At 65.8% G+C, this 13065-nt stretch carries 9 protein-coding genes, 1 tRNA gene, 1 other RNA gene and 1 pseudogene; 3 read left to right on the plus strand and 9 right to left on the minus strand.

Going from position 1 to position 13065, the window contains the following annotated elements; all coding sequences use genetic code 11:
- From ABWP84_RS09845 to ABWP84_RS09865, 5 genes and pseudogenes are all read right to left on the minus strand, one after another.
- A pseudogene (locus ABWP84_RS09845) lies at window positions 1-2135 on the minus strand (FG-GAP-like repeat-containing protein); the annotation flags it as partial.
- Window positions 2136-2887: 752 nt separating this feature from the next.
- Window positions 2888-2978: transfer RNA gene (locus tag ABWP84_RS09850), tRNA-Ser, on the minus strand.
- A gap of 55 nt (window positions 2979-3033) precedes the next feature.
- Window positions 3034-3434: RNase P RNA component class A (gene rnpB / locus ABWP84_RS09855), an RNA gene on the minus strand.
- 43 nt (window positions 3435-3477) lie between these two features.
- Window positions 3478-4146 carry an N-acetylmuramoyl-L-alanine amidase gene (locus tag ABWP84_RS09860; protein ID WP_353211880.1) on the minus strand — a complete coding sequence of 223 codons (669 nt, stop codon included), beginning with the start codon at window positions 4144-4146 and terminating at the stop codon, window positions 3478-3480.
- Between the two features lie 9 nt (window positions 4147-4155).
- Window positions 4156-4896: a TerB family tellurite resistance protein gene (locus tag ABWP84_RS09865; protein ID WP_353211851.1), complete on the minus strand. Its 741-nt coding sequence runs from the start codon at window positions 4894-4896 to the stop codon at window positions 4156-4158.
- Window positions 4897-5052: 156 nt separating this feature from the next.
- Here ABWP84_RS09865 and ABWP84_RS09870 point away from each other — a divergent pair, with 156 nt between their 5' ends.
- From ABWP84_RS09870 to ABWP84_RS09880, 3 genes are read left to right on the plus strand one after another with little or no spacing between them, the layout of a single operon-like run.
- Window positions 5053-7911 (plus strand): AsmA family protein, encoded by a 2859-nt coding sequence (locus tag ABWP84_RS09870; protein ID WP_353211852.1) that lies wholly within the window; start codon window positions 5053-5055, stop codon window positions 7909-7911.
- A gap of 3 nt (window positions 7912-7914) precedes the next feature.
- On the plus strand, window positions 7915-9312 hold the full coding sequence (locus tag ABWP84_RS09875; RefSeq protein WP_353211853.1) for a M20/M25/M40 family metallo-hydrolase: 1398 nt from the start codon (window positions 7915-7917) through the stop codon (window positions 9310-9312).
- Complete coding sequence (locus ABWP84_RS09880) at window positions 9309-10307, plus strand: NAD-dependent epimerase/dehydratase family protein (protein ID WP_353211854.1); 999 nt, start codon at window positions 9309-9311, stop codon at window positions 10305-10307. The genes ABWP84_RS09875 and ABWP84_RS09880 overlap by 4 nt, the downstream gene beginning before the upstream one ends.
- 120 nt (window positions 10308-10427) lie before the next feature.
- Here the strand turns inward: ABWP84_RS09880 and ABWP84_RS09885 are convergent, their stop codons facing one another.
- From ABWP84_RS09885 to ABWP84_RS09900, 4 genes are all read right to left on the minus strand, one after another.
- On the minus strand, window positions 10428-11789 hold the full coding sequence (locus ABWP84_RS09885) for an MFS transporter (RefSeq protein WP_353211855.1): 1362 nt from the start codon (window positions 11787-11789) through the stop codon (window positions 10428-10430).
- Between the two features lie 64 nt (window positions 11790-11853).
- Window positions 11854-12456 carry a nitrile hydratase subunit alpha gene (locus tag ABWP84_RS09890; protein WP_353211856.1) on the minus strand — a complete coding sequence of 201 codons (603 nt, stop codon included), beginning with the start codon at window positions 12454-12456 and terminating at the stop codon, window positions 11854-11856.
- A gap of 3 nt (window positions 12457-12459) precedes the next feature.
- Window positions 12460-12753: an SH3-like domain-containing protein gene (locus ABWP84_RS09895; protein WP_353211857.1), complete on the minus strand. Its 294-nt coding sequence runs from the start codon at window positions 12751-12753 to the stop codon at window positions 12460-12462.
- Window positions 12750-13040, minus strand: a complete 291-nt coding sequence (locus tag ABWP84_RS09900; RefSeq protein WP_353211858.1) for a nitrile hydratase — start codon at window positions 13038-13040, stop codon at window positions 12750-12752. The genes ABWP84_RS09895 and ABWP84_RS09900 overlap by 4 nt, the downstream gene beginning before the upstream one ends.
- Window positions 13041-13065: the final 25 nt, after the last annotated feature.

The following is a 13065-nucleotide window of genomic DNA, read 5'->3' on the forward strand; positions in this document are numbered from 1 at the left end:
GTCTCAATGACATTGGTGACGGTGATGACCACCGAACAGGCAGCGCTGCTCAGGCTGCCATCGGAGGCAGTAACGGTGATATCGTAGACATTGTTCGCCCCGACATCGGCCGGCGCCTCGAAATTGGGCGAGGTCTTGAAGGTCACAGCGCCAGAGGCGGCGTTGATATTGAACAGGCGTGCATCAGTGCCACCCAACATCCAGGTCAGGGGCGCATTGGCATCAGGGCTGCTACCGGAAGCCTGATAGGCTGTGCCGTTGGTGTTTTCGGCAAAGTTTGTACTGCCAGGAGAGGTCACCGAGGGCATCCGATTATAGATGGCGACGCTGTTGCTACCGGCAGTCCAGTCCGTGACGGTGACGGTGGCGCTGCCGATGGTGAAGGCGCGCTGGGCGCCATCATCAATATAGGTGAAGCCGTTGCCACTAAAGGATATGATGTTGTTGCCGGTCCCCAACGTGATGGTGTCGCTGCCGTCGCCGGTGGCCCAGATGACGGTATCGTTTCCACCGCCACCGTCGATTGTATCGTTCCCGGCGCCACCGGTAATGGTGTCATTGCCGGCATTGCCATTCATGGTATCGGCAAATGCAGTGCCATGCAGGCGGTCAGCCAGCGTCGTGCCGCGATAGGTGGCGCCACCGGTGGCGGGGCTGAAATAGACATAGCTGGAGCCGGAATCATTGCTACTCGGATCGTTTACAGGGGCACCGATGAGAAGATCAGCATAGCCGTCGCCATTAACATCGCCAGCTGAGGCTACTGTATTGCCACCGCCACCATTCAATTTGAAGCCATTGACGCCATTCAGCGTCGACAGGTTGAGGGCGGTATTAAAACTACCTGACTTACCGAAGACCACGTAGCTGGCGCCGGCACCCGGGGCACCAATGATGAGGTCGGCAAAGCCATCGCCGTTCACATCGCCGGCTGGTGCAACGGAATTGCCGCTATTGTCACCGCCCGTGACGCCATCGATGCGAAAGCCGGTGTTGCCATTCAGGGTAGAGAGGGCGATGCCGTAGTTACCCCAACCGCTGGACTTGCCGAAGACCACATAGCTGGACCCGGCATATTGATTGCCGTGATTGGTGGCTCCAGGGGCGCCAATGATCAGGTCATCGCAGCCATCGCCATTCACATCGCCGGCTGAAGCAACTGAAAAGCCGGTGCGGTCACCGGCCGTGACGCCACTCAGTGAAAAGCCAGTGCCGATATACCATTTACCGGGGGAAAGGAAGTCGTATGAGGAATAAAAACCGATAGATTTTCCAAACAAAACAGAACTGGAGCCAACAAAAATATCATTGCCAATTTGCGATCCGTAGGCGCCCACAATGAGGTCTGCGAAGCCGTCGCCATTAACATCTCCGGCTGAGGCTACGGAAGCGCCACTAAGGTCACCCCCATAGTTGCCGATGACCCTGAAGCCTGTGATGCCATCCAAGGTTGAGAGGTTTATGGCGGAATCAAAGCCACTAGCCTTGCCGAATACCACATAGCTGGCACCGGAATCGGCGTTCCAACCGAGACTCCCGCGGTCTCTGCCCGGGGCACCGATGATAAGATCCGCGAACCCATCACCGTTCACGTCCCCGGCTGAAGCCACGGAATAGCCGCTGTTGTCACCTGCCGAGACACCATCGAGCCGGAAGCCGGTACTGCCATCAAGGGTCGAGAGGTTGATCGAGGAGGCAAAGGCGCTGGACGCGCCGAAGACCACATAGCTTGAGCCAGCAATGTCAATGCCATTTGGGTCAGCATGCTTAGCACCGACGATGAGGTCAGCATAGCCATCGCCGTTCACATCGCCTGCTGAAGCAACGGAGAAGCCTGCGTTATCGCCTGCCGAGGTGCCGGCTAGTCGGAAGCCGTTGGTGCCATTCAAGCTAGAGAGGTTGGTGGCAGATGCAACGCCGCTAGACTTACCGAAGACCACATAGCTGGCGCCGACATAGTCGCCATTCAGGTTGGTCCAAGGGGCGCCGACAATGAGGTCTGCGAAGCCGTCGCCATTAACATCGCCGGCTGACGCAACGGAAGCGCCGCTTCCATCACGGGCCGAAACGCCATCGAGGCGGAATCCGTTGGCACCATTGAGGCTGGAGAGGTTGATGGAGGACGAAAAGGACATGACAAAAACCTTAACCAGCCAGGGATGGTGGCGATTGCTAAGATATAACCTGGCCTGATATTATTTCTAGCGAATTGTGTGAGAGGGCTATTTTGAGCCGGGTTGCGGACATCATCGGCGCCAGCACCGCTTTCCCCTGGATAAGAGCAGCCATAGCACCCAATTCGGCCAGTACCAGTAGGCGCAGCAAGTGATGACGGATGGCGCGCACACCGATGAAAATCAAGGGGTGCTGACCCCTTCCAGAATACCCTCTCCAGGCTGCCTGCGGCGTCCACCAGGGGCGTCTTGGTTTCGCTGGGCGGTAAGGGGAGGGGCGCGCCATTTGAGGCGCTGGTGATGCCCCAAGGCCTGCATATCAAGCCCGCCATAGGTCAGGTTGCCTACGATGATCGCCGGCATCAGCCAAGATGGATGCACGCCCAAATCATTTGCATGCATTAGTATGTAGGGAGGCGAGGGGGTACCATCTTGGAAAAGGGGTCTACCCCCGGGGTGGGGTCTGAGAGTCGGGCTTTTTCGAAGGGGTGGGGGTGTGCCTGATCACGGCGATCAGAGATCATCTCACATCTGGCATTGCCCACCCCGGCAAGGTGATGTGCCTGCCGCATGGCAAGGTAGTTCCAGCATGCAGTGATGATGTGTTGACCGTCATAGTTCGCCCAAGATCGCCTCAAGCCACAGTTTTATGTGGGGAATTATGTGGGGAACCTGAGGCTGTGTACCGGAAACCCGCAGAAAACCTTGGGTACTGGCGGACAGGGTGGGATTCGAACCCACGATACGCTTTTGACGTATACGCACTTTCCAGGCGCGCGCCTTCGACCGCTCGGCCACCTGTCCGGAGAGCGTTGCTCATAAGGCCAGCGCCTCACCTCCGCAACCCAGGCACCGCAAATCTGCCAGGCGGCCTGTAAGCCGGGTTCTGTCCAGCGGCTTTCGCCACCTGGATGACCATTCCTCTGGGACGGGCCTCACAGCCCGCCTCGTGCGGCCAACCCGGGTTGCGGGGCGGAAAACCCCTGTGCCTGGGGCGAACCCCGGCACCAGCACCCCTATTCGGCCTTGCTCCCGGTGGGGTTTGCCCTGCCGCCCCGGTTGCCCGGGGCGCGGTGCGCTCTTACCGCACCGTTTCACCCTGACCCGGGTCGACACCCGGGCGGTTTGTTTTCTGTGGCACTGTCCCTGAACAGGTTCTCACCCGCCCGCCGGCCGTTAGCCGGCACCGTCTTTCCGTGGAGCCCGGACTTTCCTCCAGCCCGCGCCAAGGCGCGAACCAGCGGTCATCCGGCCGCCTGGCCCTGCCCTCCTGCGCGCCTGGCCCGGCAGTGTCAACCTCGGTTCAGCTGGCGCTCAGCGCCGCCACCGCCCGCAACAGCCCCCGGGTTTTCTCATCCGCCTGCCCATCCACCAGGCCCGGCCGCCAATGGCGCTGAAAAGCACGCAGCAACACCGGCAATGGCAGGTCAGCACGGTAGCCAATCGCCGTCAGCAGGCCGGGCACCGCCTCCACACCAGCCGGCGCCGCAGCCTCCTCCGGCCAAAGCCCAACCCCCTGCCCGGCCAGGCCCTGCCAGTCGAAATACTCGCCCGGGTCCTGCTTGCGGTCCGGCGCCACATCGCTATGCGCCAGCACATGGCGGGCGGGAATGGCGTGGCGGCCCAAAATCTCCAGGCAGAGCTCCACCACGGCCACCATCTGCAGCAGCGGAAAAGGCCGGTAGCCATGCTCATGGCCTGGGTTCACCACCTCAATGCCAATGCTGCGCGCGTTCAGCCCGCTCTCGCCCCGCCAATGGGAAACGCCGGCATGCCAGGCCCGCATGCCCTCATCCACCAGGGCAAACACCCGGCCATCCTCCTCCACGAGGTAATGGGCCGAGACCTTCGCCGCAGGGTCGCGCAGCCGGGCCAAAGCCGCCGGCCCGCTCACCATGCCCGTATAATGCAGGATCAGCATGTCCACCGCCGCCCCCCGCGCGTCACAATTCGGGCTGGGCGCTGCGATCATCCGCATCGGCTAGAGCTTCCGCGCCCGCTTGATGCGGTCCCACGCATTGTTGATTTCAGCCACCTTATCCGCCGCGCGCTTGGCGAATTCGGGTGTCACACCCCGGCTCAGCAGCGCATCGGGATGGTTTTCGCGCATCAATCTGCGCCATGTCGCCCGCACCTCCTCATCCGAGGCATTGGCCGGCAGGCCGAGCGTGGCATAGGGGTCCATGCCCGGCTCCTCGCGCGGGCGGGTGGCATGGCCGTCGCGTGCCCGCACCCAGGCCGCGGCATCAAGGCCAAAGCCCAGCTGCACCCGTTGCAGGAAAGCCACCTCACCGCGGGTGAGCGGCGCATCGGCACGGGCAATGGCAAAAAGCGCCGCCAGCACATCCTCCAGCATCGCCTTGTTATCGGCAAAAGCCTGCCCGACCCGGTCGGCAAAGGGCTCAAAACCCTGTGCATCCTCTCGCGCTTGGTCAAATAATTGGCCAACCTCGGCCATATTCTGCGGCGGGATACGAAAGGCACGCTTGAAGGCGTCAATCTCCGCCCGCTTCACCGGCCCATCGCATTTGGCAAGCTTGGCCGAAAGCACCACCACGCTCACCGCGAAAAGCTGGTCCTTGCTGCCAAGCAGCGCAGCCAGGTCAGCCCGGCCAGCGCCGCTCTCGGCGGCATGGCCCATCGCCGCGCCCAGAACCGCGCCAATCGGCCCGCCGGTCATAAAACCGGTCACACCACCTATGATCTTGCCCCAGAAGCTCAAACCATGCGCATCCCATGTCTCTGCTGTGACCGTAGCATGAAAACCGCCCGCGCACGCCCCCCCCAACCCCTTGCGCAGCGGCGGCAGTCCCGTCAAACGGAACAGGCCGAATTTGTTGGATATCATGCGTTCGAACCCAGAACTGATAGGCGCTGAATGACGCGCAGGCTGGCTCTGGCCTGGTTGCTGCTGCTGCCCCTTTTGGTGGCCGCCGCCGCCACCCTGCCCGCGCGTATCGACTGGGATGGCTATCGCGGCGCGCTGGCCCAACATGCCTCCGAGCGGCTGGGGCGGCCCATCGGCCTCAATGGCGGCCTGCGCCTGCGCCTGCTGCCGCAGACCTTGATCGAGGCCGATGGCCTGACCATTGGCAGCTCCAATGACGGCGTGGCCCTCACCGCGCGGGCCATGCGCCTGCGGCTGGACCCGTGGCGGCTGCTGCTCGGTCGCGTGGTGGTGCGTGAAGTGGTGCTGGTGGGCGCCGATATCCGCCTGCCCTGGCCACCCACCCGCCTGCCGGGCCTCGCCACATTGGGTCTTGATGAACTGACCCTGCTCGATGCCCGGCTGGAGGAAAGCCGCATCAGCGTGGCCGGTGCCAGCATCGAGGGCGTGTCGGCGCGCTTCATCGCCGGTGGCCTGGCCGATGCGCTGCGGGCCGAAGGCCGCTTCAATTGGCGCGGCCAGCCGCTTGCCTTCAACGCCACGCTTGGGCGGGCGGGCGATGATGGGGCGGCACCGCTCGACATGGCCGGCCAGATCGCCGGCAGCCGGATAGCCGCCCGCGGCGTGCTGCTGGGCGAGGGCGGCTTCGAGGGCCGGTTGGATGCGGCAGGCCAGGACCTCTCGGCCTTGCTGCCCACCCCGCGCGGCGCCTTTACCGCCACCGGCCGTATCACCGCCACCGCTGATGTGGTGGGGGTGGACCAATTGGTCCTCGATCTGGGCGGGCAGCAGGCGCGCGGCGGCGTTTCGCTGCGCCTCGCCGCGGAACCACGGGCCGATGCGCCACGCGGCACAGCGCCGGGTGCACGGCTGGACGCAGCCCTCCTCGCCTCCCGCCTCGATCTCGACGCCTGGACCGAGGCGCTGCGCCGTGGCGGCAGCCCCGAGCTGCCCATAGGCCTTGATCTCTCCGCCGAGGCCGCCAGTTTCCGCGGCGTGGCGCTGCGCCAACTGCGCCTGACGGTGCATCTGGAGAATGGCCGGATCATCGTGCCCGAGGCCGCAGCCGAGCTGCCCGGGGAGGCCAGCATCAACGCCTCCGGCGCCGGCACGGCCGATACCTCCGAATGGGCGCTGCGCTTCGAAACCCGCCGCGCGCCCGATACCCTGGCCGCCTTCGGTGCCTTGAACCTGCCCGCCGGTGTGGCGCCCCTCGCCCATGCCTCGGGCTCGATGCGCCTGGTGCTGGATGAACGGCAGGCGGGTTTGAGCGATATGGCGCTCAATATCGATGGCAGCCGTGTGGCAGGCACCGCGACCTGGCGCTGGGGGGAGCGCCCGGTGCTGGGCCTCGGCCTGGAAGTCGCCCGCCTTGACCTCGACCCCTGGCTCGCCGCCGGCGAGAGGCTGTCGCGCATGGATGTCAATCTGCGCATCACAGCCGAGCGGGCCAGCCTGCACGGCTTGGCGCTGGAGTCGCTCAGCATCGATGCCTCGGCCGAGGCCGGGCGGCTGGTGTTGCGCCGTGCCCTGGCGCGGCATGGCGGGGCGGATATCACCGCCGCGGGCAATGGCACGCTGGCACCGCCTCGGATCAATGAGGCCGTGCTGGAAGCCCAAGGCGGCATGCTGGGCGGCGCGCTGGCCCTTATGCCGACGCCTCCATGGCTCAACCTGCCCGCCGCCATGGCAGCCCTGCCGCTTCGGCTGCGCGCGCAACTCGCAGGCCCTGCCGATGCGCTGTCGCTGCGGGCGGAGGCGAGTGTGGATGATGCGCGCCTCGAAGCGCAGATGGCGCTGGACCTCGGCCAGGGCCGGGCTGGCGGCACAATCACGCTGCGCCACCCGGGCGCGGGGCGGCTGCTCGGCCCGCTTATCGGCCCGGCGGGGCGGCAATGGCTGGGTGAGGGCTCGTTGGCCATCATCGCGGGGGTGGCATTGCGTCCGGGGCTTCTGGCCGCCGAGAACCTTGATGTGGTGGCGGGGCAGTTGCGCCTGCGTGGCCCTCTCAGCCTCAACCGCGAGGGCGCGCGGCCGCGCCTCAGCGCCCAATTGACCACCGACAGCCTGGCCCTGCCAGAATTGCCCATCGCCACCCTCTTCCCCGCCCTGCGCGGCTTTGACATGGAATTGGCGCTGCGGGCGGAAAACCTGCTGCCGCCGCCCAGCCTGCTGCCACCGCTGAGCGGCCTGCGTGGCATGCTGCGCCTGGAGGAGGGCCGGCTTGCCATCGCGCTGGAGGAGGCGCGCCTTTCCGGCGGCACCCTGCAGGCCATGCTGCGGGCCGATACCACCGCCAACCCGCCCGCCCTGGCGCTTGAGGCCCGGCTGGCAGGCGCGGTGGTGACCGAAGCCCTGCTCGGCCATCTGCCCGATGTGACGAGCGGCCGGGCCGATGCCATGCTGGCACTTTCGGCCACCGGGCACGGCCCCGATGCCTGGCGCGCCACGCTGGCTGGGCAGGGCGACGTCACCATCCGCGATGGCACACTGCAAGGCGTGGAGCTGGCAGCGCTGGCCGCCGCCCTGGCGCTGCCCGAGGCCGAGGCCGCCCGCCCGGCCATGGCAGCGGCGCTCTCCGGCGGCAGCACGCCCTTCACCCGCCTCACCCTGCCCTTCACCGCTGAGGCGGGGCTGCTGCGGCTCGGCGAGGCCATACTGCAAGGCGAGGCCGGCATGGCGCGCCTCTCCGGCCAATATGACCTGGCCCGCTTAAGGCTGGATATGCGGCTTGCCATGCCGCAGCCGGAGGGGCCCGATGTGGGATTATGGTTCGGCGGGAGCGCGGATTCGCGGCGCTCCCTGCCCGAGACGTCAGCCTATTGGCGCTGGCGCAACGCAAGGGAGTGAGACATGGCTGACGGCAGGCTTGAACGCAGGGACGCGCTGACCCGCGCGGGGGAATTCTTCGATAGTGGCGCCTTCCGTGATCGCCTCTCGGCATTGATCGCCTATCGCTCCACCAGCCAGGACCCGGGGCATGACGCCGATCTGCGCCGCTATCTGGAAGAGGGGCTGCGGCCCTGGGTGGAAAGCATGGGCTTCGTCACCGCCATCCATGACAACCCCGAGCCCGGCTTCGGCCCGATCCTGACCGGCACCCGCATCGAGGACCCGGCCCGGCCGACCATCATCCTCTATGGCCATGGCGACACGGTGCGCGGCCTGGAGGACCAATGGAGCGACGGCATCGACCCCTGGACGCTGACCGAATTGGACGGCCTCTGGTACGGCCGCGGCAGCGCCGACAATAAGGGCCAGCACGTGCTGAACCTCACCGCCCTCGAGACGGTGTTGGCGGCGCGCGGCGGCAAGCTCGGCTTCAACGTAAAACTGCTGATCGAAATGGCCGAGGAGCGCGGCAGCCGGGGCCTGCGCGAATTCGTGGCCAATCATCGTGACATGCTGGCCGCCGATGCGCTGATCGCCAGCGACGGCCCGCGCGTCGAGCCTGGCCTGCCCACCATCGCCACCGGCACCCGCGGCACTTTCCATTTTGACCTCGTGGTGAAGCTGCGCGCCGGTGGTGTGCATTCCGGCCATTGGGGCGGGCTGACGCGCGACCCGGCGATCATCCTCAGCCATGCCCTCACCTCGATGATGGACCGGCATGGCAAAATTCTGGTGCGCGACTGGCTGCCGCAGAATGGCGTGCCGGCGCAGGTGCGCGGCGTGCTGGATGGCTGCCCGGTGGGCGGCGGTGATGGTGCGGCCACCATCGATGCCGATTGGGGCGAGCCTGGCCTGACTTCGGCCGAGAAAATCTATGGCTGGAACAGCCTGATCGTGCTGGCCATGACATCGGGCCGGCCGGAAAACCCGGTCAATGCCGTGGCGCCCGATGCCCGCGCGCATTGCCAGATCCGCTACACGGTGGACACCGATGTCGCGGTCTTCGCCCCCGCGCTGCGCCGCCATCTGGATGAGCATGGCTTCCCCGAGGTCGTCATCGAGAATGCCGGCAGCCGCATGCCCGCCAGCCGCACCGCGCCGGATGATGCCTGGGTGCTCTGGACCCAGGAGAGCATGCAGGCCTCACTCGGCAAGCGGGTGCAGATCATCCCCAATAGTTCGGGCGGGCTGCCGGGCGATGTCTTTGTTGACCATCTGGGCGTGCCGCTGGTCTGGATTCCGCACAGCTATAATGGCTGCAAGCAGCATGGACCGGATGAGCATGCGCTGCCCGCCATCCTGCGTGAGGGCCTGCTGGCCTTCACCGGCATCTGGTGGGATCTGGGCGACAAGCCGTGAGGGTTCTGGTCACCGGCAGCGCTGGCTTCATTGGCTTTCACCTCTGCCGGCGGTTGCTGGCCGAGGGCCATGAGGTCGTGGGCGTGGATAATCTGGTGGCCTATTACGACGTGGCGCTGAAGCATGCCCGGCTGGCACAACTGGCCGGGCCGGGTTTCACCAACCATGTGCAGGATGTGGCCGATATGGCCGGGCTGCGGGCGGTGATGCAAGCGGGCCGGCCGGAGGTGGTGGTGCATCTCGCCGCCCAGGCGGGCGTGCGTTATGCGCTGGAACACCCCGATGTCTATGTCTCGGCCAATATGGTGGGCAGTTTCAATCTGCTGGAATTGTGCCGGGAGATGCCGGTGCGGCACCTGCTGATGGCCTCCACCAGTTCGGTCTATGGCGCCAATATGGCGGTGCCATTTCTCGAGACGCATGCCACTGATACGCCGCTGAACATTTATTCCGCCTCCAAGCGCTCGGCCGAGTTGATGGGCCATTGCTATGCCCATTTGTGGAACCAGCCGATCACCGCCTTTCGCTTCTTCACCGTCTATGGGCCGTGGGGCCGGCCGGATATGGCGCTGTTCAAATTCACCGCCGCAGCGCTGAAGGGCGAGACGATCGACGTCTATAATCACGGCCATATGGCGCGGGATTTTACCTTTATCGATGATCTGGTCGAGGCGATTACCCGCCTCATCCCCCTCGCCCCTGAGCGTGGCAAGCCGGTGGGAGCGGGCGATAGCCTCAGCCCGGTGGCGCCCTTCCGGGTGGTCAATATCGGCAATGGAGCGCCGGTCGGCCTGCTCGATTTCATCACCGAGATCGAGCGCGCGGTGGGCCGGCCGATTGCGCGCAACGATATGGACCTGCAGGCCGGCGAGGTGCTGCGCACCTGGGCGGATGCAGCGCTGCTCGAAGCCCTGACCGGGTATCGCCCCGCCACCCCGGTCAGCCAGGGTGTGCCGCAATTCGTGGCCTGGTTCCGGGCGCATTACGGGCTGTGACCCCCGCCCGGGCGGGCAAACACGCAACCTGTCGTATTCGGACAAATTCCCCGCGCCGGGCGCAATGCGGGCCTTGATACGCAGAGTTTAGAGCAAAAAGCGGTTGGATTTCAAGGAATATCAGCCCATACGCTGCCGCAGCAGGTTCACCAGCGAGGCCATGCCTGCCACCGCCGCGGCGGCGTAGAGCGCGCCGAGCGCAATGCTCTCCGCATTCCCATGCGCTGAGACATGGAACACCATTGCAACAATCACCGTGCCCGCCGCCTGGCCGAGCACGCGCGCGGTACTCTGCATGCCACCAGCACTGCCCGCACGATGGCGCGGCGCATTGGCCAGCATGGTGCGGTTGTTCGGCGCCTGGAATGAGCCGAAGCCGAGCCCGCACAAGGCCAGCGCCACCATGATCGGCCAGATTGGCCCATCGGGCGGCAGCAGCGCCACCACCAGCAGCCCCAGCGCCACCACGGCCGAGCCCAGGACGCAGAGCCAGGCGCCATTCAGCCTATCGCTCAGCCGCCCCGATATCGGGGCCGCCAGCGCGATGGCCGCCGGCCAGGGCGAGACGATCAGCCCGATCTCGGCCACGCTGCGCCCCGCCGCGGTGAGGTGAAAGGGCAGCCCGATATAGACCATGGCCTGGGCGCCAAACATGCAGGCCGAGGCGATGATGGCCAGCCTGACCGGCACGATGCGCAATAAGTCCAGCGGCAAAAGCGGCGCGGGCTGGCGGCGCTGCAGGCGCACCAGCAGCCAAAAACTCCCCCCCGCCGCCACCAGCAGGCCACCCGCCAGCCAGGGCAGCACCAGCACCATGTCCAGCCCCAGGAAGAGCAGCGAAAAACTGGTCACGTTCAGCGCCGCACCCGGCCAGTCGAAAGGCCGGCGCTGGGGGGCCACATTGGGCAGCAAGCGGCTGCCCACCAGCAGGATCAATATCCCCAGCGGCATGCTCGCATAGAAAATCGATGGCCATCCTGCCAGGCTGATGATCACACTGCCAATGGAAGGGGCGAGGGCTGAGCTCAAAGCCACGGTGAGCGCATTGAGCCCTATCGCCCGGCCGAGCATCGACATGGGATAGGTGTGGCGGATCAGGGCTGCCGAAACACTCATCACCGCCGCAGAGCCCAGGCCCTGCATCACCCGCGAGGCCAGCAAAACCTCCAGGCTGCCGGCCGAGGCACTGCCAAAGGCCCCCAGAATGAACACGCACAACCCCACGCGATACACCCGCTTGAAGCCGAAGACCTCCCCCATCGAGGCGCAGGGCAATAACAGGCTGACAAGGGCCAGCTGATAGGCATTGACCACCCAGGTGACCGTGGCCGGGCTCACCGCCAATTCCCGGGCAATGCCGGGCAAGGCGACATTCACCATGGCGGAATCCAGCACGGTGATGGAAATGCCCAGGGCGATACAGGCCATCGCCAAACCACGCCGGCCCGGGGGCAATCCATCCTGCGGCGGGTCATCGGTCATGGGCTGACCCTGGCTGAGGGTGGGCTTGGGCGCAAGCGGGGCTGGGGGGCTCCCCCAGCCGCCTTCAGGCCGCCTGGGCCCTGGCAACCTTCGGCAGCGCCACGCCGACCAATTCCTCCGCCCCCAGCAGGGCGGCGAGCTGGTCTTCGCTCCAGCCTTCAGTGCCTTCGGGGCGGACCGGCAGCACCATCCAACGGTAATCGGCGGTGCTATCCACCACGCGAATCTGGGTGCCGGCCGGGATCATGGTGCCCCATTCCGCCAGCACGCCACGCGGGTCGCGCACGGCGCGGGCACGGTAGGCGGTGGATTTGTACCAATGCGGCGGGAAGCCCAGCACCACGCGCGGATAGCAGCTGCACAGGGTGCAGACCACCAGATGATGCAGCGCGGGGGTGTCTTCCAGCACGCCCAGCGGCGGGTTGCCGGCCAGGGAGATGCCGAATTCCTCAGCGGCCGCGGTGCCATCGGCCAGCAGCCGGGCGCGGAATTCCGGGTTGGTCCAGGCGCGGGCCACCATGCGCGCGCCGGTCTCGGGGCTGGCTTTTTCGGTCGCGGATTTTTTCGCCGCGATCTCGGCTTCGGTGAGGATGCCCTTGGCGGTCAGCGCGCCGATCAGTTTTTCCAGCAACACGACATGCGCGGCTGAGGGTTCACGTGCGGCCATGTTTCAGCCCTCCACCGGTTCAAGCCAATGTTCGAAAAGTTCCACCAGCAGGGTGTCGCCCGCCTCGCCCTCATTCCAGACCGGCTGTTGTTCGAACAGCACATGGTAGAGCATTTTCTCCGGCGCCGGGCGGTTGAAGGCCAGATCCTCGGGGTTGGGGAAGCGGCCCAGGGCACGCAGCACAATGCCCTGGCGGCCGCGGACGTAATGCGGCGTGCGCAAATGCAGGCGCATCACCGTCTCGGGCCGGTTGTTCTTGACCTGGACGCGGGCGCCGGCGGCGAATTGTGGGTTCACGACACATCCTCCCAGCTGACAATGCCGCGGCTGACCAGCACGGCCGCCATGGCCTTCAGCCATTTCTCATAATAGCTGAGGCCGAAATACTCTTCCGGCGGCAGGCTTTCGATCTTCAGGCGCTGCTCATCGGTGGTGATCAGGCCTTTTTCGCGCAGCACGACGCGCAGCGCGTCCACCCGCTTGTCGAAATCATTCAGGGCCGGGTTTTCCGGCTCCACCGCGGTGCAGCGGTATTTCGGGTTGCCGCCGAGGTCGTGATGGGTGGGTTGGGGCGCTGTGTCCATGCCGCAAGTCTAGGGGCGGCGGGGC

The sequence above is a fragment of the Rhodovarius sp. genome, from assembly GCF_040399605.1.
In the GTDB taxonomy this organism is placed as follows: Bacteria; Pseudomonadota; Alphaproteobacteria; order Acetobacterales; family Acetobacteraceae; genus Rhodovarius; species Rhodovarius crocodyli_A.